Origin of the sequence: Capnocytophaga canimorsus (assembly GCF_002302565.1) — a bacterium.
Lineage (GTDB): Bacteria > Bacteroidota > Bacteroidia > Flavobacteriales > Flavobacteriaceae > Capnocytophaga > Capnocytophaga canimorsus.
Genome location: NZ_CP022382.1, coordinates 1577635 through 1596709, shown reverse-complemented (window position 1 = coordinate 1596709; position 19075 = coordinate 1577635). Strand labels below are relative to the sequence as shown.

The following is a 19075-nucleotide window of genomic DNA, read 5'->3' as shown; positions in this document are numbered from 1 at the left end:
TTGAATCCTAAAGATGTACTATCGGAAAATAGAAAAGAGGCTCCCTAAAAGGATAAAGTTAGCCTCTTTAATAATTTGGTAATGCAGTTATTTATATACCTTCTTTACGTATATTTCCTTTATTTAAATTTATTTTTGATAGCACACGAGCCCACTTTTCAGAAACCCACTTGTCTGATTTTTGCAATTTATAACTAATAGAAAGTGTATTGTTTTCATCTTCCAATTGGTATTTTAATTCAGAAACGGTTTCTACCATTGTTGGGTCACTAAGTACGGTTCCTTTTATGTATTCCTTAATCATTCCATCTTCTGAGATTTCATAATTACCATACAATGTTATGGCAAAAAAGCTACTTTTTTCAAACATTCTCACTAAGAAAAAAGTACCATCTTCATTGTAGATTTTCATATTTGGTAGCGGAATGAATTTTACCTCTTCTCCCATTCTGAGCTCTCCGACCAATTGCCATACCCCAACAACAGACTCCGATTCAACAAGGTGTTTTTTGATATTTTTGTTTTGTGCAACCCCATTAAATGCAAATAGCGTCAAGAAAAGAATAAATAATCGTGTTTTCATAAAAGTTTAGTTAATTTTTGATTTTAAGTTCCAAAGTTAAAAAAATATCTACTTTTTTCAAAAAGAGTTATTTTAAAATTTTATCCTCCTTATAATCAATCAGTAAGAGTAACATTTATTCAAAAAAACAAATTTTCATATTTTTTAAAATATGATTAACTGACGATGACCACCTCAACACCTTTGCTTTCAAGGGCTTCTAAAAAGGAGCGGTCGGCTTTACTATCGGTAATAAGCATATCAATTTTTTCGATGTCGGAAATGATACCAAAGCCTATTTTGTGCATTTTCGAGGCATCGGCAAGTACGATGGTTTTGTCGGCACGATTCATCATCATTTTGTTTAGGTGTGCTTCTCCTGCATTTGTAGTGCTTATACCTTGTTCTAAATCAATGCCTTCTACACTTAAAAAAAGCGTATTACACGAAAAATTGTGCAAGGTTTCTTCGGCTAACACTCCCATAGTTGAGGTTGAACTTTTACGTACTTCTCCGCCTAAGTGTACAATATTTATGTTTTTCTGTTTACAAAGCTCTAAGGCTACACGCATTGAAGGAGTTAATATGGTCAAATCCTCATAATGATTAAGCATTCGTGCCAAAAAGTGCATTGTGGTTCCTGACGAAATGATGATAAAATCACTTTCGTGAATGAATTCCATAGCCTTTGTGGCAATTTTCATTTTTTCCTCTACGTGTATGCTCTCTTTTTCAAAAACGTCTTGTTCAAAGGCGTATCGAGCTTGTTTACTAGCTCCGCCGTGCGTACGATAGAGATATCCAGCTTCTTCCAAAATGGTCAAATCCTTACGAATGGTAACCAGTGAAACATTAAGAGATTCACCAAGTTCATTTACAGAGATGTATTTTTTGGTTTCGAGCCGTTCTAATATTTTTTGTTGCCTTTCGTTAAGAATTTTCATAGCTGTTTTGTTTAGTGATAAAATTTTGAATATCAAAAAAAGACAATCCAAGCGGATTGCCTTTTAAAAATTATTTTACAACAATTACGAAATAGTTTTTCTTTCCGCGCTGTAATAGAACAAACTTGTTGTTTATGAGGTTTTTGCTTGTGATAAGGTAATCTTCCCCAACTTTTTCTTTATTTACTGAAATGGAATTTTCTTTCAGAGCCCGACGTGCTTCCGAATTCGTTTTGATAAAGTCAGTTTTAGCAGAAAGTGCCGCAATCATATCTAATCCGTTTTCAATGTCTGATAAAGATATTTCGGCTTGAGGAACGCCTTCGAAGACATCTAAAAACATTTTGCTGTCAAGGACTTTTAAATCTTCGGAAGTAGAATTTCCAAACAGAATTTCTGAAGCCTTTACGGCGTTGTCATAATCCTCACGAGAATGTACCATTACGGTGATTTCTTCGGCTAATTTTTTCTGTAAAATTCGCAAATGCGGTGCTTCTTGATGTTGTTTTGTCAGTTGGGCAACCTCTTCTTGCGTAAGCATCGTAAAGATTTTGATATACTTTTCAGCATCTGCATCAGAGGTATTGAGCCAATATTGGTAAAACTTGTACGGCGAGGTTTTTTCAGGGTCGAGCCAAATATTTCCTCCTTCGGATTTGCCAAATTTTGTTCCATCGGCCTTGGTAATGAGCGGACAAGTCATTGCATAGGCTTTTCCACCTGCAATTCTTCTAATCAGTTCGGTTCCTGTGGTGATATTTCCCCATTGGTCAGAACCGCCCATTTGCAAAGTCAATCCATTTTCGCGGTACAGATGCAAGAAATCGTAGCCTTGCAACAATTGATACGAAAACTCGGTAAAAGACATTCCCTCTGTATTTTCAGTAGGGTCAAAGCGTTTTTTTACCGAATCTTTTGCCATCATATAATTCACGGTGATGTGCTTCCCAATATCACGAATGAAATTTAAGAATGAAAAATCTTTCATCCAATCGTAATTGTTGACCAAAATAGCTCTGTTTTCGGCTTTACTTTCAAAATCAAGGAATTTTGAGAGTTGTTTTTTGATTCCAGCGATGTTATGCTCTAAAACCTCGTTGGTCAAAAGGTTTCTCTCCGCCGATTTTCCTGATGGGTCGCCCACCATTCCCGTAGCACCGCCCACGAGTGCATAAGGTCTATGCCCACAATTCTGAAAATGCTTGAGCATCATCACCCCCACCAAATGCCCAATGTGGAGCGAATCCGCCGTTGGGTCAATTCCCACATACGCCGAGCGTACGCTCTCTAAAAGATGTTCTTCCGTTTCAGGCATTATATCCTGAATCATTCCACGCCATTGTAATTCTTGTATGAAGTTTTTCATTATTCTAAAATAAAGTTTTATGCAAAGATAAAAATATGCTGTGATTTATTAAATCAATCCGCATAAAGATACAAAAAACTGCCTCCGTTTTTTGAAGGCAGTTTCATAAACAATTATACAAATATGGTTATTGAGCTGATGTTTACTGGTTTTGTGTCAATTTTGTAACCCATTCACTCCACGTTTTAGCATCTTCGGCTGTCATTTTAGAAAGATACTCTTGTGACTTGGTTGCCCATTCTGTAGCTTTAGTTTGAAGTTGTTGTACCTTTTCAGCACTTCCTGATTTTACCGCTTCTGATACTTCTTTGTAATAGTTGGCGTATTCATCGGCAAATTTTTGTACTTCGGGGCTTTTAAATTTAGGAACCTCAACAGATGAAACTGCTTTTTTTGCGTCATCAACCAAATTTTCAGCAGTCTTTTTTACTTCATTTGTAGCCTGCTCTGCTTTTTTCTCTACCTTGTCCATAGCATTTTCAAGTTCTTTTGCTGCTTTTTCGGTGGTATTTTTACAAGAAACCACCAACACTGATGCTGCCAATGCGCTTAAAATCAATTTTTTCATAAGATAAATTTTTACTAATTAAAAATAATGAGGTAAAGGTATTATTTCTTTCTCAAAGAAACTAATTTTTTAAGAAAATATTATCATTAAGGTAAAAAATTGGGAATGGGTATTGGCAAACTTCCTGCACTAACCGATTTTTGGGTAAGTTCCACAAAGGCAGACCATAAGGCGCCATCATAAACGTTTTGGTCAAGTGCAAGTCCATTTTTTAGGCAATGTACCAATCGGTAATCCATACGGATGTCCATAGGTTTTTGTTCGGGTAATTTTTGACACAAATCTTCGGTTTGTTTTATTAGAAGCGGTTTGTTTTCTTCCATTATTTTTTGAGTGGCTTCGGCGGAAAGAGGCTCCATTCCGTTGGGGTCGAAAGTGATTTGTTCGGCGGGATATTTTTCTACAAATCCGCAAGTACCACTAATTAGGTATCGCCTTGAGTAAGGGCGTGGACTCGTTACATCGTGCTGAAGTACAATGGTTTTACCCAGTTGAGTTTGAATTAAAGTGGTGTTCATATCGCCCATCGTATAAGATATTTGAGCTTGTTGCGAATTTTTTCCAAAGGTATTTTCAGCGTAGTGTTTCATTCCTAAGGTTGCCGATGACATTGAAACTAATTTTACCAGATGGTCGGTGCGTAATATATTCATCGCTTGGCAAATAGGACCAATACCGTGTGTTGGGTAAGGATTTCCATTATACCATTGGCTGTATTTAATACGCCATTGCCCTCGCAGGGTGTCTCGCTCATTTTGCAGGAAATTCAATTTTCTTAAATCGTGGATATATGCCCCTTCAGCGTGTACGATTTCGCCTAATAATCCTTTTTTGATGAGGGATAAGGTGGTCATTTCAAAGGTGTCATAACAAGCATTTTCAAGCATCATACAGTGCCGTTGGGTTTGTTCGGCAGTGAGTACGATTTTTTGGCAATCGGCTACGGTCATTGCCAAAGGGACTTCAATGGCGACGTGTTTTCCGCATTGCATTGCAAAAACGGCCATATCAGTGTGCCATTCCCACGGAGTAGAGATATAAATCAAATCTATTTCAGGTAGCTGACAAAGTTTTTGCCAACCGTTTTCCTCCGAATAAAAAATAGGCTTTTTTTCGGAATTTTCGGTAATTTGCTTGGCTTTGTCGATGTACTCTTGATGAGGGTCGCAAACCCCACCGATGTTCACATCAAGCAACATATATCTTTTTAAAGCTTCTATTCCTCTGATACCAATTCCAATGAAACCAACGGTTAAATTAGGAATAGGAGCTACTTTTAAATCAAAAACACTTTTACGCATTTTATTTTGTTAAAAACACAAAGCTACGAAAATACCCAATGTTTTTGAAATAAAAACGCTTTCTTGTTAAAATTTTACCAAACAAAGGAAACTAATTTGGTTTTTTCAGTTTCCTTGCTATTTTTGTACCGAAAAACAAAACGATGGCAAAAGAACAACTCATTACAATAGCACGTGACCTTCTGATTGATTTAGGTATCAAATCCGTTACGATGGACGATATCGCCCGAAAAGCGGGAGTTTCCAAAAAAACGCTTTACAATCACTTTAAGGACAAAACCGACCTTGTCCGAACGGTGGTTATGTCCGTTAGTAAGGAACTCAACGAACAAATCAAAGTAATTATAATCAATGAACAGAATCCCATCAAGCAACTTTACGAGGTGGAGCGTTTCTTTTCGTGTCAGCCTGTGATTACAAATAATTCACCTCAAAAACAACTACAAAAGTATTATCCGAAAATCTATAAGGAGATGAAAAACAAACAATTGGAAGAGGTTGGCGGATTAATTCTGGAAAACTTAAAAAGAGGTATCGAATTGGGAATGTACCGAAAAGATATCAACTTAGATTTCACAATGCGATTGTACCTACACATTATGATTGAATCGGGTAATGATTTGCTCTTTTTCAAGGATTATGATAAAAACATCATCTCGGCAAGTTATTTGGAATATCACATTCGAGCCATCGCCACCCCGAAAGGCGTTACCACGTTGGAAGAAATTTTAAGAAGAGACAAAAAGAATTAAAAACTAAAAATCATACAATTAAAAAATTCATAATAAATACAATGAATCATAAATTTATTTTTATTTTACTGATTTTCTGTGGATTGTCAGGATTTTCGCAAGAAACTCAAATATATCGATTTTCATTAGAAGAAGCCGTTACTTTTGCCATTGAAAACAATTTAAAATCCAAAAATGCAGCAGCAGACATTGAAGCTGCTCGAAAAAAGAAATGGGAAGCCACCGCTACAGGATTGCCTCAAATCAATGCAAAAGTAGATTATCAACACTTTTTAAAACAACAAGTTACACTTATTCCTGCGGAATTTTTCGGAGGACAGAAAGGCGAATTTGCCGAAGCCACTTTCGGAACGAAGCAAAACGTAAATGCTTCTGCCACGCTTTCGCAATTGATTTTCGATGGCTCTTATTTAGTTGGTTTACAAAGTGCTAAGGTATATTTACAAATTTCAGAACTTTTTAAACAGAAAAGCGACATCGAACTACGAAAAACCGTTGTTGATGCTTATGCCAATGTGCTACTTTCGGAAGAAAGTATCCGAATTTTAGAAGAAAACAAGCGTGTTTTGGAGAAAAATTTGAACGAAACCAAAGCTATTTTTGAAAACGGATTGGGCGAAGAAGAAAATGTGGAACAGCTACAAATTACATTGGCGAACATCAACAATAACTTAAACAACACCAAGCGTTTGTACGAACTTTCCAAAAAAATGCTCAACATCACTTTGGGTTTAAATTTGGAAGACCAAGTGCAACTAAAAGACAATTTGGAGCAACTCACAACACAAACAATAACCGAAAGCATTGAAAATGAAACAAATTTCAATTTGGAATCGAATATTGATTTTAAAATTGCTTCCAATAGCGTACGTTCGCAGGAATTGTTGGTGAAGTTCGAAAAAAGTCAATCTTTGCCTCGTTTGAGTGCGTTCCTCAACGGAACATACAACGCGTTCGACGACAAATTTTCATTTTTCGACACGAACAAAAGATGGTTCGGGAGTGCTCTTTTTGGTGTAAGTTTAGAAATCCCGATTTTCAGTTCGTTTATGCGTTCAAGTAAGGTACAACGCTCTCAAATTGAATTAGAAAAGTCAAAAAACGATTTGAATCTAACCAAACAACAATTGCAAATGCAACACGATAAAGCATTGAGCGACTTGCAGTTCGCCATAGAAGAACACCAAACCTTGCGTGAAAATTTGGATTTAGCAAAACGAATCGAAAACAAAAATCAAATCAAATACACCGAAGGTTTGGCAACGAGTTTCGACCTGCGTCAAGCTCAATTGCAACTCTATGCTGCTCAACAAGAATTCCTGCAATCAATGGTTAATCTGTTAAATAAAAAAGAAGTTTTAAAATCGTTGCAGGTTAATTAAGAAAACGAAAAAATTATGAATATCGAACCTACAAATTATACTAATTTAGTTTCAGAAATAGGAAACTTGCTTAAAAAAGGAAGAGAACAAGCCGCTACTTCTGTTAATACAATTTTGGTACATACCTATTGGTTGATAGGTAGATATATTGTGGAGTTTGAACAAAAAGGAAAAGAAAAAGCAACTTATGGAAGTGAACTTTTAGAACGATTATCAAAAGACTTAACCACTGCGTATGGGAAAGGATTTAGTAGATCTAACTTATTTTATATGAGAAAATTATATATAAACTTCCCAAATAGTGAGACATTGTCTCACAAATTGAGTTGGTCTCATTATTTTGAAATTCTGAAAGCGGAACAGCCTTTGGCGATTAAATTCTATACCATTCAGGCAGAAAAAGACAATTGGAGTGTAAGGGAACTTAAAAGACAAATGAAAAGTATGCTTTTTCATCGCTTAGCATTGAGTAAAGATAAAAAGGGCATTTTGGAATTGGCTGAAAAAGGACAAGAAATACACAAACCTCAAGACATACTGAAAGACCCTTATGTTTTGGAATTTTTGAACCTGCCGATGCAACATCAATATTTAGAAAGCGAATTAGAAGGTAAATTGATTTCTAATTTACAAGATTTCTTAATGGAATTAGGAAAAGGGTTTACTTTCGTTAAAAGGCAATATAGAATTTCTCTTTCAGGAAATCATTTTTATGTAGATTTGGTATTTTACCATCGTATTTTAAAATGCTTTGTGCTTATAGATTTGAAAAGAGGAGAGGTAAATCACCAAGACATAGGACAGATGAATTTATATCTAAATTATTTTCAAAAGGAAGAAAATGTAGAGGGAGATAATCAGCCAATAGGTATTGTATTAGGAGCGTACAAAGATCATATTTTGGTAGAATATGCAACAGAAAACATTAGCAATCAGCTTTTTGTAAGTAAATATCAATTATATCTTCCTGAAAAAAAAGAATTAGAAAGAGAATTGGAAAAATTGTTGTAAAAACGATGAATTTTATTTTAAGTAAATTTGAAGATACTGATTTTGAGTGTTACTTTCAATTGGTTAGCGATATTCGTGTAATGGAGATGATTACCGAACGAGCTATTCCGTTAGAGGAAGCGAAAAGTGACTTTGATAAGGAATTGACGAAAAACCAAATACATCCCGATTTTGGAATTTTTAAAATTATAAATTGTGAAAATCAATCTTTTGTAGGATTTGCAAAATTAGAGATTGAAGCATCGGATAGCAAAGAAGCCGAATTAGGCTATATGATTTTACCCGAATTTTGGGGTAAGGGCGTCGCAGGAAAAGTCGCCAAATATTTGGTTGATTTTGCTCAAAATCATCCGCAAATAGAAGAGCTTTTTGCTATTATCGACCCTAAAAATATTCCTTCGAGGAAGATATTAATAAACAATCATTTTGAACATCAGGAATATAAGGATTTTGACGGATTGCCCGGAGAAATTCTTAGGCTGAAATTCAAAAATAAAACATAATTACAAAAATTATGAACCTAAAAGATATATTAAACTACCGTCGTGCCGTGCGTTTGTATGACGAAACCCAACCCATTGAAACGGAAAAAGTCCGCGAATGTTTGGAATTGGCACAGCTCGCTCCCACAAGCTCCAATATGCAATTGTGGGAAGCCTATCACGTTACCGACAAATCCGTTTTGGCGAAACTAACCGAAGCCTGTTTGTCGCAAAGTGCTGCAAAAACGGCTCAGCAAATGGTGGTTTTCGTCACTCGGCAAGATTTATATAAAGAAAGAGCCAAAGCCATTTTGGAGTTTGAAAAAGGCAATGTACAACGCAACAGCCCTTTGGAAAGACAAGCCAAGAGAATAAAAGACCGAGAAACCTATTATGGCAAATTGATGCCTTTTTTATATCGCAGATGTTTCGGGCTATTAGGTTGGATTCGCAAAATAATGGTGCTGAGCATTGGACTATTTCGCCCGATAGTAAGGCAAGTTTCCGAAGCCGAAGTACGAACCGTAGTGCATAAAAGTTGTGCATTGGCAGTACAAACTTTTATGATAGCAATGGCAGAAAAACAATACGATACCTGTCCGTTAGAAGGATTTGATAGCAAATTGGTTAAAAAAGCGTTGAAACTTCCTTCCGATACAGAAATCAATATGATTATCACTTGTGGCATCCGAAAAGATGGCGGCATTTGGGGCGAAAGATTCCGTGTTCCGTTTGAAGAGATATATCATCAGGTGTAAAAAGTCAGCAGAAAAAATGGAAAATAACATAAAAATATTTGAACAGAAAAAAGTGCGTTCGCAGTGGGACGAGCAACAAGAAAAATGGTGGTTTTCCATCGTTGATGTGATTGAGGTTTTAACGGGAACCGACAGACCTCGAAAGTATTGGAGCGACTTAAAAGCCAAACTTAAAAAGGAGGGAAGTGAGTTGTCCGAAAAAATCGGACAACTGAAAATGCTTTCTTCTGACGGAAAATATTACAAAACCGATGTTGCTGATACTGAACAATTGCTAAGACTTATCCAATCCGTACCCTCACCCAAAGCCGAACCTTTTAAACTTTGGTTGGCTCAGGTAGGTAGCGAACGTTTGGACGAAATGCAAGACCCCGAAATTTCCATAGACCGAGCTTTACAACAATATCTTCAACTCGGGTATTCCGAAAATTGGATTAACCAACGGCTAAAAAGTATTGAAATTCGTAAAGAACTTACCGACGAGTGGAAAAAACGAGGTGTAAAAGAAGGACAACAATTCGCCACCCTAACCGATATTATTACCAAAACTTGGTCAGGCAAAACTACCAAAGAATACAAAGTTCTTAAAGGATTGAAAAAAGAAAATTTGCGAGATAATATGACTAACACGGAGCTTATTTTAAATATGTTAGCCGAAGCCTCTACCAAAGATATTTCACAAGTCACACAACCCGAAACCTTTGAGCAAAATATTGCTGTGGCTCAGCAGGGTGGTAATGTTGCCAAAGTTGCTCGAGAAGAGCTTGAAGCCCGAACAGGCAAAAAAGTAGTTTCTTCGGCAAGTGCAAAAAAAATGTTACAAAACAAAAATAATTCAAACAACAAATAAAATCAGATATAATGAAATACATTAACATTCAGCTTATTGTTTCCGCTTTGGTGTTGTTGGCATCGTGCGGAAAAACCAAAAATCCGTCGGTGGAAGAGGTCATCGCGAAGGGTTCAAAAACGGAAATCCGTCAGAAAAGAGATGAAATTTCTGCAAAAATAAAAGAACTCGAAACGCAAATCGCTTCCCTTGATGCTTCCCTCAGCAAATTCCCCGAAGAGGGGTCGGCTCAGGTGTTGGTATCGCTTTTGGAAGTGAAAGATACACTTTTCAACCACTTTTTGGAGTTGCAAGGAACGATAAAAACCACTCAAAATATCACCCTAAATGCGGAATTTGGAGGCGTTTTGGAAAGAATACACGTACAAAAAGGACAAAACGTGCAAAAGGGACAACTTTTGGCGTCAATTCAAGATGGAGGAATTTCCCAACAATTAGCTCAACTGAAAATCCAAGCCGAACTAGCAAAAACTACTTTTGAGCGTCAATCGCGATTGTGGGAGAATAAAATCGGGTCGGAAATTCAATATTTACAAGCCAAATCGGCTTACGAAACGCAACAAAGTGCTGTGGAACAAATGCAAAAACAGGTTGCCAAAGCCAATATTTACGCTCCGTTTTCGGGAGTAATCGACGATGTGATAACTGACGTGGGAACGGTGGTTGCCCCTGGAATGCCCGTACTTCGACTCGTAAACTTATCGGATATGTATTTGGAATCGGAAGTGCCTGAGCAGTACATCGCTAACGTGAAAAAAGGTTCACAAGCCAAAGTGGATATTTCCGTTTTGGGCGAACAACTCGACACCAAAATAAGCCAAGTTTCCAATTTTATCAATCCTGCAAATCGTTCATTTAAGGTTGAAATCCGTTTGCCTAACAAAAATAACGCTATCAAACCTAATATGACGGCTCGTTTGCAAGTAAATGATTATCAGAATAAAGAAGCTATCTTACTGCCAACGGATATCATTTCGGAAAATGCACAAGGCGAACAATATGTTTTTCTTGCCAAAAAAGGAGACAATGAAAATCAGTATGTTGCTGAGCGTGTTGTGATTTCTACCGGAAAAACGCAAAACGGATTTACCGAAATTCTGTCAGGAATTCAAAAAGGAGATAAGGTTATTCGCGAAGGAGCGAGAAGTGTGCAAGAAGGACAACGTGTTTCGACTTTGTAAGGTTCAGATTTTTGATTCGTCCGACAGGAAATGAATTTTTACTGATAGGAAATCAATTCTGACTAACAAGAAATCGATTCTGACCGACAGGAAATGAATTCCGACTGACAAGAAATCGATTCTGACCAACAGGAAATGAATTCTGACCAACGGGAAATCGATTCCGACCGACAAGAAATGGATTCTGACCGGTAAAAATCCATTTCTGACAAGTAAATATTCAATTATTATTGGTAAAAATTTATTGATGAGCGGCAAAAATCGATTTATATCAGGTAAAAATAGAATTGGTGACGATGATTCTAAAAATAAATCTAGAATATGAACTCAAATATTCATCAAATAGAAGTAAACACCCGTGAGGATTTCGCAAAGTTTTTGGAAATGCTTAAAAATAATCTTGAACATCATCCGCAGGATTGGGAAAACACCACATTACCTGATTTTTTGGACGCTCTAAGCCGATATACAGAAGATATTCAGCAGTATTACGTCAACACCAATCAGCATATTGATGCAGATATTCCTAATTGGAGCGTTTTTGCCGATATTTTTAAAGGTGCAATGCTATACGAATAGCTAAAATCACAACAATAATCAACATAATAAAGAAATAAAACCCATATCATACTATGAGTAATATCAAAGATAAAGAGTTCAAGATGTCGTCTTGGGCAATTGACAACAAATTCACCATTTACGTGATGATTTTTATCTTTTTCCTTGCCGGAATGTTGGCGTATATGAATATGCCTCGCGAGAGCTTTCCGGAAATTAAAGATACGAAGATTTACGTCAGTGTTGTCTATCCGGGCAATACCGCCGAAGACATTGAAAGACTGATTATTGACCCATTGGAAGAGAAGCTCAAAGGGGTAAGTAATCTCAAAAAAATACAATCCTCCTCACAGGAAGATTACGGAATGATAACCCTCGAATTTACCGAGAAAATCACCATCGAAAGTGCGCTGCAAAAAGTAAAAGATGAGGTAGACAAAGAAGTATCCAACGAGGATTGGCCTACCTTCAACGGAGCGAAAGTGGAACCCAATGTGTTTGACATTACCATCTCGGAATTTATCCCGATTTTGAATGTAAACATTGCCGGAAATTACCCTACCGCTAAGCTCAAAGAATTTGCCGAGCAGATGCAAAAGAAAATTGAAAATCTGCCCGAAATAAAAGAAGCTACCATTCGCGGAGCTCAGGAAAAAGAGGTAGAAGTTGCCATTGATATGTACAAAATGATGGCATCGAAGGTGAGCATCGACGATGTGATTAATGCCATTGGCAGAGGGAATGTAACAATGTCTGCCGGAAATCTCATCGCTTCGGGGCAAAGACGTACCATACGAATGGTGGGCGAAATTGAGCAGCCTTCCGATTTGAAAAACTTTATCGTAAAGTCGGAAAAAGGCATCGTATTCTTGGGCGATATTGCCGAAGTTTCTTTCCGAGATAAGGACAAAACCACGTATGCTCGTGAGTTTGGTCAGGGCGTGGTGATGCTCGACGTGAAAAAGCGTTCGGGCGAAAATATGATTCAGGCAAGTGAGAAAATCAAAGAATTAGTAGCCGAAATGCGAAGCGATTTTCCGAAAGATTTATCGATAACCATTGCCAATGACCAATCACAACAGACTGAAAATATGGTAAGTGACCTGAGCAACAACGTCATTTTCGGGGTGTTCCTCGTTGTGGGCGTACTGATGTTCTTTTTGGGCTTTAGAAACGCACTTTTTGTAGGATTTGCTATACCGATGTCGATGTTTATGTCCTTTATGATTATCAATGCTTTGGGCTACACGCTCAACACGATGATTCTCTTCGGACTGATTATGGGATTGGGAATGCTTGTCGATAACGGAATTGTGGTGGTTGAAAACGTTTACCGACTGATGGAAAAAGAAGGAATGAGCAGATACGAAGCCGCCAAAGCAGGTATCGGAGAGGTTGCCGTGCCTATCATCATTTCTACTTTAACCACCGTTGGGGCATTTCTACCTTTGGCAATGTGGCCTGGCATTATGGGAGATTTTATGATGTACTTCCCTCTGACGCTTTCCATTGTGTTGGGGTCGTCACTTTTTGTTGCCATCTTCTTCAATTCGATGTTGGTATCCGAATTTATGGACATCAACGAAAAAGTATTAAGCGTTAAGCAATTGGTGAAAATCAGTATTTTGCTTTTCGTTATCGGAACCTTCATTTTACTTGTTGGAGGAGCGGTTCGAGGCTTAGGAACGGTGCTTTATTTCACTATCTTTTTGCTCTGGTCGTACAAATATTTCATTAAAAAATTGGCGGATAACTTCCAACGAAAAATCCTTACTTGGATGGAGGATATGTACGAAAGAACACTTCGTTTTACACTTCGCGGAAAAAATCCGTATATAATGGTTGCTTCTACGTTTGCGTTGCTTATCGTGTCGTTTGTGTTGTTTGGCTGGTCGGTTGGGACAGGGCGTACAAGTATAAACTTCTTCCCTGATAACAAACCCAATCAAATTATCGTTTACATCGAATATCCTGAAGGAACAGACATTGAGAAAACCAACGCAGTAACGCAAGACATTGAAAAACGAATATATACGCTACTCAATAGCGACCAATACCGCGATGGTGATTACAACTTTATGGTAGAATCGGCTGTGGCTCAAGTGGGTGAAGGAGCAGGAAATCCTTATACCGATGGAGCTTCGTCGGCTGAAATGCCCAATAGAGGGAAAGTAACGGTAACCCTCCGTGAGTTTAAATATCGTCGAGGGCAGGATTCAGAGGAGCTTCGTGCGAAAATTCAATCCGATTTGCGTGGTGTTTACCCTGGGGTTTCCATTTCGGTAGAAAAAGACCAAAACGGACCTCCTGCTGGGCATCCGATAAATATCGAACTTCGTGGCGAAGATTACAATGAACTGATTGTTACCGCCGAGCGTATGCGTGATTTTATCAAACAGAAAAACATAGCAGGAATTGACGAACTGAAAATAGATGTCAACAAAAATAAACCTGCCATAGAGGTTGAAATCGACCGCGTAAAAGCAGGGGAATTAGGGGTTTCTGTCGGGCAGATTTCCAATCAGTTGCGTCGTTCCGTATTTGGGGAGAAGGCGGGAGTTTACAAAGAAAAAGGCGACGACTACGATATTTACGTTCGTTTTAATCGGGCAGACCGCTACAATACCAATGTTTTGTTCAACCAACATATCATCTTTAGAGATGCCAATACTGGGGAATGGCGACACGTTCCGATATCTTCTGTAACGAAATATAAAAATACCTCGTCGTTCAGTACGATAAAACACAACAAAACCGATAGGGTGGTAACGTTGTATTCGGCTTTAAGCCCTGGATTTAGCGATGCGAGTGCTATTGTGCGGCAAATTCAGCAAGAGATGAAAAACTTCGACCTTCCGCAAGAAATCAAAATTGATTTTACGGGACAGATTGAGGAACAAAACAAGGAAATGGCTTTCCTTTCAACAGCACTTCTTATCGCTGTGGGGCTGATTGTTTTCCTTTTGGTGTATCAATTCAATTCAATAGTGAAACCAACGCTGATTTTCATTACGATATTACTGAGTTTCACGGGAGTTTTCTTAGGACTGATTATTACAGGACAGCCTTTCGTTATTCTGATGACGATGATGGGAATCATTTCCTTAGCGGGAATTGTAGTAAACAATGGTGTGGTACTGCTCGATTATACACAACTACTTATCGACCGCAAAAAGGAAAAAATGGGCTTGAGTGTGTATGACAAAATTGATAATCAGTCGGTTTACGATGCTATCGTATCGGGCGGAAAAGCTCGTTTGCGTCCTGTTTTGCTTACTGCTATCACGACCGTACTGGGGTTAATACCTCTTGCTATCGGGTTTAATATTAACTTCTTTACGCTATTTGATTCACTAAATCCGAATATCTATTTTGGGGGAGATAACGTTATCTTCTGGGGACCATTGGCTTGGACGGTTATCTACGGACTGGTATTTTCAACATTCCTTACGCTGATTGTTGTTCCGGTGATGTTCTACCTGACTTCAAAATTTTCAAATCGCTTTGGAAAGGTTTACAAACAAGATAATGAGGGAAATACAATTCTGGTAGAGAGATAAAGGGACGAGTTAAAAGGATAAAGTAGAAAGTAGAAAGGATAAAGTTAAAAGTGTCAAGAAACAAGTGACAAGATTTCTACTTTGAGTTTTAAAAGGCACATAGATTAATTATAAATAGACTCGAACTATGTGGTAAATGATTTATCAAATGAAAAGGGAGAATTTATATAAATTCTCCCTTTTTTGTTTGTTATCATTGTAATCCAATGGTTTAAAATCGTTTTAAATATTATTTTATTATGTATTGTTTTGATATAAATTGAGTAGCTCGAAATGCCCCTAACGGATTATCATTGGCGTCTTTATTATTGATAATATTACCGATTACCGATGCAGGAGGTGTTGAAAAAGGGCTGGAGCCATTTGAGGTAATTTCTAAAATGCGATACATATAACCGAAATAATCTTCTGAAATACGATAAATTTCAAAATTGAGGGTGTCTTTAGGCTTTAGTTTCTCATCAGAATAGATAAAAAATAAATTATTTTTTGAGAAAAATTTACCATTCAAATCAATATAAGCAGGGAACTTACTATGTGGCGATTTGATTTTTACTAAATAATAGTTGTTTTTTAGTTGGTCATCATCTTTAAAGAAACCTCTGATTTCCATAGCATTGCCAAAAATACCTCCTTTATCCTTTTGTTGAAAATCAACGTGTTGGGGCATCGGATAGAGTTTGTCTTTGGCGGTGTATGTTTTTCCTTGATAATCTACACGAAGCGTGTAAGACATATTCAAAGTAGGTGAAAAAGTATTACAAACGTACTCTCCTGTTTTTACTTGCTCAAAGTCAAAAATCTTACCTAAGGAATCAGTTACCGTAACCTTAGCACCAGAAACCTTCGGGGCTATCGAATCCTTACTAAAATAAGGGTACGTTGTGGATAAGGTTATGGTTTGCTCATTGCCTTTGGTTCCGTGTTGCCAATCAATGGTGGCATCAATTACCAGTTTTGGTGCTGCTGTTTCCAAATCAACATTAACCACTTTTTGGCAGGAAGCAAAACAAGCTATGAAAAGTAATGACGAAATTGTTTTAAAACCACGCATATCTATCGTTTTTAAAATTTAAAATTATAAGAAACACTCGGAACAATTCCGAATATGGAAAGCCTTGTGGCTTCATTTTTACCCGTTTCAGCATTTTGACTAAAACTCATTGAAAAGGTATTCATCCGATTATAAACGTTATATATGCCAAAAACCCATTCGTTTTTCCACTTTCGGTCTTTATTTTTTGAGGGGGTATAAGTTGCTGAAATATCCAATCGATGATATGTGGGTAAGTTGTTGGTGTTACGCATTCCGAAGTTAGGTACATAAATGCCTTGATAGTCATATCGAGCATTAGGAAAGGTTACGGGCATACCACTTTGAAACACGAAGGTTGCCCCAAAATCCCATTTTTTATTAAGATTATACAAAGCCGTTACCGATAGGTCGTGGGTTTTATTATAAGCGGTTTTGTACCAGTTGCCAAAATTAATTCCTGTTTCGGTGGCATTTCGGGGTTTTACGCGTTGCTCGGCGTTGGATAAGGTGTAGGAAATCCACCCCGTTAATTTTCCAGTGTTTTTTTTCAGATAAACCTCAAGTCCATAGGCTTGCATTTCTCCAGAGAGGATTTCTTGTTCCAAAAAATTGTTTGCCGTAAGGTTGGCGCCGTCAATATAATCCAACCGATTTTGTACGGTTCGGTAAAAGGTTTCTACTTCCAAACTGTAATTCCCGTCTTTGAAATTAGAGGTATAGCCTAAGGCAGTTTGGTCTAGCAATTGAGGTTTTGCATACCTGCCCGAGGGCATCCAAATATCTTGTGGAATGGGTGAATTTCGGTTAGAAATAAGGTGTAGATACTGAGCCATTTTATTGTATCCTAACTTAATCGAATGATTATCATCGAAAGCATAGGTTAGCGTTAGGCGAGGTTCAAAATGGCGGAAAGCATCAATTACTTTATGTCTTCCAAAAGCGATGCTATCAATAGGCTTTTTGGAATAGTATCGTTTTTCTTTTGTGCTATAACCTACGGGTTGGTTGTCTTGGTAAAGCCTTATATTTTCGGCTCCTAGACGATAAAATCGGCTGTGGCGCAATCCGTAAGCTACAGAAATTTCAGGAGTGATTTTGGTTTCACCTTCAAGGTAAAGAGCCGTTTCTAAGGCATATTTTTTGTCTAATTTATCGGCTTTTATTTTTGATTTTTCGTCGATGGGGGTTACTTCACCAGGGTTAAAATCGTGATAAATTGCTCCAAATCCGTAGCCCAATTTGGTTTTTTCGGACAAATAATGCTTAAAATCATACTTCAAATTAAAATTCTGAATATATGCCTTCCAAGAAAAGCCCACCAGTCCCAAGTCTAATCCGTAGTAATAACGGCTGTAAATAGCAGAAAGATTTGAGAAAAGTTTGTCCGAAAACAGATGATTCCAACGCAAATTCCCGAATTCGTTTCCGTATAGGTTATTGAAATTGCCACTCAAGTCAAAATAATCCCTACCGAAATATCCTGAAAGGTAAAGGGCATTTTTATCGTTGATTTGATAGCTTAACTTGGTGTTTAGGTCATAGAAATAAGCGCTGTTGGGGTTGTTGAATAGTTTTAAAAACCAATGCGCATAGGAGGTTCGTCCGCCCACGAGAAAGGAAATTTTATCCCTAACGATAGGTCCTTCCAAGAGTAAGCGTGAAGAAAGTAATCCTAAGCCACCATTCACGGCAAATTGTTGACTGTTTCCTTCCTTTTGATAAATATCCAAAACTGAAGAAACCCGACCACCATAACGCGCAGGAATACCTCCTTTATAAAGGGTCAAATCACGAATGGCATCGGCATTGATTACACCAAAAAAGCCGAAAAGATGCGAGGCATTAAAAATGGTAGCCTCATCTAATAGTACCAAATTTTGGTCTGCACTTCCGCCACGAACATTAAACCCTGCCGAGCCCTCGCCGCCACTACTTACCCCTGGCAAAAGTAAAAGGCTTTTAATCACATCAACTTCGCCCAATATTACAGGCATTTTTTTGATGACCGCCACCGGAAGTTTAACCACGCCCATCTCTGGGGTACGTACATTTGATTTCATTACATTATTTTGTACCACTACTCCTTCCAATTCGGTTACCGATGGAGTTAGCACAAAATTCTTCTGTAAATTTGCTTTTAATTTTATCTTTTCGGAAACCGTTTCGTAACCCAAATAGTCGGTTTTCATCAAATATTCGCCCAAGGGTAGGGTCAAGGAGTAAAACCCATACTGATTGGTAGTGGTGCCATACGTAGTTCCTTCAAAGTAAACTGCCACAAAGGAGAGTTTTTCTCCCGTTTTTCCGTCGGTAACGTAACCACTAATGGTAAATTTCGATTGAGAGTAGCCTAGAAATAGCCCAAAACAACCGAAAACTAAAAAAAATAGCTTTTTCATACAATGTCTTTGTCAGCAAAGATACGGTTTTAAATGAAGTATCCATATAATTACTCCTTAAATAATTGTGAAATAAATCAGGGGTTTTAAGTTTTTATATTTGATATTGCAAATAGTTCGTTTTAAGTGTTTTCTATAATGATTTAGAGCTTTCTTGAAGATTGATTCCAAAGCAATAGGAAGCTTTAAATGCTGCTTAGATTCCATTAGTAATTGCAATTTTTTGGGATCGTTTTTCTCTCTTTTTTCTTTGGGCTAGCCCAAAGAAAAAAGAGAGAAGTAAAAAAAACTTTCTCCCTTCAAAAAAATGTTATTCTTTTGTCAAATAAGACAATGAAATATAAACATTTAACTCTGTATCAAGG

The 19075-nt window shown here is 37.5% G+C and carries 16 protein-coding genes; 9 read left to right on the top strand and 7 right to left on the bottom strand.

Going from position 1 to position 19075, the window contains the following annotated elements; genetic code table 11:
• Positions 1-91: 91 nt before the first annotated feature.
• From CGC47_RS07010 to CGC47_RS06990, 5 genes are all read right to left on the bottom strand, one after another.
• Positions 92-583, bottom strand: coding sequence for a DUF4488 domain-containing protein (locus tag CGC47_RS07010; protein ID WP_013998472.1), 492 nt, complete (start codon positions 581-583; stop codon positions 92-94).
• 155 nt (positions 584-738) lie between these two features.
• Positions 739-1506 carry a DeoR/GlpR family DNA-binding transcription regulator gene (locus CGC47_RS07005; RefSeq protein WP_042000819.1) on the bottom strand — a complete coding sequence of 256 codons (768 nt, stop codon included), beginning with the start codon at positions 1504-1506 and terminating at the stop codon, positions 739-741.
• Between the two features lie 70 nt (positions 1507-1576).
• The gene (tyrS, locus tag CGC47_RS07000) at positions 1577-2872 is read right to left on the bottom strand and encodes a tyrosine--tRNA ligase (RefSeq protein ID WP_095900167.1); all 1296 of its coding nucleotides are present in this window, start codon (positions 2870-2872) and stop codon (positions 1577-1579) included.
• A gap of 142 nt (positions 2873-3014) precedes the next feature.
• A complete protein-coding gene (locus CGC47_RS06995; RefSeq protein WP_095900166.1) occupies positions 3015-3440 on the bottom strand; it encodes a hypothetical protein in 426 nt (141 codons plus the stop codon).
• Between the two features lie 86 nt (positions 3441-3526).
• A complete protein-coding gene (locus CGC47_RS06990; protein WP_042000825.1) occupies positions 3527-4741 on the bottom strand; it encodes a Gfo/Idh/MocA family protein in 1215 nt (404 codons plus the stop codon).
• A gap of 143 nt (positions 4742-4884) precedes the next feature.
• Here CGC47_RS06990 and CGC47_RS06985 point away from each other — a divergent pair, with 143 nt between their 5' ends.
• The 9 genes from CGC47_RS06985 to CGC47_RS06945 all read left to right on the top strand — a co-directional run bounded on the left by CGC47_RS06985 (position 4885) and on the right by CGC47_RS06945 (position 15275).
• Complete coding sequence (locus CGC47_RS06985) at positions 4885-5493, top strand: TetR/AcrR family transcriptional regulator (protein ID WP_095900165.1); 609 nt, start codon at positions 4885-4887, stop codon at positions 5491-5493.
• Positions 5494-5534: 41 nt separating this feature from the next.
• Entirely contained in the window at positions 5535-6875 is a 1341-nt protein-coding gene (locus CGC47_RS06980) for a TolC family protein (RefSeq protein WP_042000828.1), read from the top strand.
• A 15-nt stretch (positions 6876-6890) separates the two neighbouring features.
• Positions 6891-7886, top strand: coding sequence for a PDDEXK nuclease domain-containing protein (locus CGC47_RS06975; RefSeq protein ID WP_095900164.1), 996 nt, complete (start codon positions 6891-6893; stop codon positions 7884-7886).
• Between the two features lie 5 nt (positions 7887-7891).
• Complete coding sequence (locus CGC47_RS06970; RefSeq protein ID WP_042000834.1) at positions 7892-8389, top strand: GNAT family N-acetyltransferase; 498 nt, start codon at positions 7892-7894, stop codon at positions 8387-8389.
• A gap of 11 nt (positions 8390-8400) precedes the next feature.
• Complete coding sequence (locus tag CGC47_RS06965) at positions 8401-9126, top strand: nitroreductase family protein (RefSeq protein WP_095900163.1); 726 nt, start codon at positions 8401-8403, stop codon at positions 9124-9126.
• 16 nt (positions 9127-9142) lie between these two features.
• Complete coding sequence (locus CGC47_RS06960) at positions 9143-9976, top strand: BRO-N domain-containing protein (RefSeq protein WP_042000882.1); 834 nt, start codon at positions 9143-9145, stop codon at positions 9974-9976.
• A gap of 11 nt (positions 9977-9987) precedes the next feature.
• On the top strand, positions 9988-11157 hold the full coding sequence (locus tag CGC47_RS06955; RefSeq protein ID WP_042000837.1) for an efflux RND transporter periplasmic adaptor subunit: 1170 nt from the start codon (positions 9988-9990) through the stop codon (positions 11155-11157).
• A 321-nt stretch (positions 11158-11478) separates the two neighbouring features.
• On the top strand, positions 11479-11736 hold the full coding sequence (locus tag CGC47_RS06950) for a DUF7660 family protein (protein WP_042000840.1): 258 nt from the start codon (positions 11479-11481) through the stop codon (positions 11734-11736).
• Between the two features lie 53 nt (positions 11737-11789).
• A complete protein-coding gene (locus CGC47_RS06945; RefSeq protein WP_042000843.1) occupies positions 11790-15275 on the top strand; it encodes an efflux RND transporter permease subunit in 3486 nt (1161 codons plus the stop codon).
• A gap of 229 nt (positions 15276-15504) precedes the next feature.
• Here the strand turns inward: CGC47_RS06945 and CGC47_RS06940 are convergent, their stop codons facing one another.
• Together CGC47_RS06940 and CGC47_RS06935 are read right to left on the bottom strand one after the other, a co-directional pair.
• Complete coding sequence (locus CGC47_RS06940) at positions 15505-16329, bottom strand: DUF4249 domain-containing protein (RefSeq protein WP_042000846.1); 825 nt, start codon at positions 16327-16329, stop codon at positions 15505-15507.
• 11 nt (positions 16330-16340) lie between these two features.
• Positions 16341-18710 carry a TonB-dependent receptor gene (locus CGC47_RS06935; protein WP_095900162.1) on the bottom strand — a complete coding sequence of 790 codons (2370 nt, stop codon included), beginning with the start codon at positions 18708-18710 and terminating at the stop codon, positions 16341-16343.
• Between the last annotated feature and the right edge of the window lie 365 nt (positions 18711-19075).

What these genes read in the sequence shown, in the direction of transcription:
- CGC47_RS06935 (WP_095900162.1), bottom strand. Translation starts at nt 18,710, where the DNA reads ATGAAAAAGCTATTTTTTTTAGTTTTCGGTTGTTTTGGGCTATTTCTA.
- CGC47_RS06975 (WP_095900164.1), top strand. Translation starts at nt 6,891, where the DNA reads ATGAATATCGAACCTACAAATTATACTAATTTAGTTTCAGAAATAGGA.
- CGC47_RS06945 (WP_042000843.1), top strand. Translation starts at nt 11,790, where the DNA reads ATGAGTAATATCAAAGATAAAGAGTTCAAGATGTCGTCTTGGGCAATT.
- CGC47_RS06965 (WP_095900163.1), top strand. Translation starts at nt 8,401, where the DNA reads ATGAACCTAAAAGATATATTAAACTACCGTCGTGCCGTGCGTTTGTAT.
- CGC47_RS06960 (WP_042000882.1), top strand. Translation starts at nt 9,143, where the DNA reads ATGGAAAATAACATAAAAATATTTGAACAGAAAAAAGTGCGTTCGCAG.
- CGC47_RS06955 (WP_042000837.1), top strand. Translation starts at nt 9,988, where the DNA reads ATGAAATACATTAACATTCAGCTTATTGTTTCCGCTTTGGTGTTGTTG.
- CGC47_RS06990 (WP_042000825.1), bottom strand. Translation starts at nt 4,741, where the DNA reads ATGCGTAAAAGTGTTTTTGATTTAAAAGTAGCTCCTATTCCTAATTTA.
- CGC47_RS06980 (WP_042000828.1), top strand. Translation starts at nt 5,535, where the DNA reads ATGAATCATAAATTTATTTTTATTTTACTGATTTTCTGTGGATTGTCA.
- CGC47_RS06985 (WP_095900165.1), top strand. Translation starts at nt 4,885, where the DNA reads ATGGCAAAAGAACAACTCATTACAATAGCACGTGACCTTCTGATTGAT.
- CGC47_RS06940 (WP_042000846.1), bottom strand. Translation starts at nt 16,329, where the DNA reads ATGCGTGGTTTTAAAACAATTTCGTCATTACTTTTCATAGCTTGTTTT.
- CGC47_RS06950 (WP_042000840.1), top strand. Translation starts at nt 11,479, where the DNA reads ATGAACTCAAATATTCATCAAATAGAAGTAAACACCCGTGAGGATTTC.
- CGC47_RS07010 (WP_013998472.1), bottom strand. Translation starts at nt 583, where the DNA reads ATGAAAACACGATTATTTATTCTTTTCTTGACGCTATTTGCATTTAAT.
- CGC47_RS06970 (WP_042000834.1), top strand. Translation starts at nt 7,892, where the DNA reads ATGAATTTTATTTTAAGTAAATTTGAAGATACTGATTTTGAGTGTTAC.
- tyrS (WP_095900167.1), bottom strand. Translation starts at nt 2,872, where the DNA reads ATGAAAAACTTCATACAAGAATTACAATGGCGTGGAATGATTCAGGAT.
- CGC47_RS06995 (WP_095900166.1), bottom strand. Translation starts at nt 3,440, where the DNA reads ATGAAAAAATTGATTTTAAGCGCATTGGCAGCATCAGTGTTGGTGGTT.
- CGC47_RS07005 (WP_042000819.1), bottom strand. Translation starts at nt 1,506, where the DNA reads ATGAAAATTCTTAACGAAAGGCAACAAAAAATATTAGAACGGCTCGAA.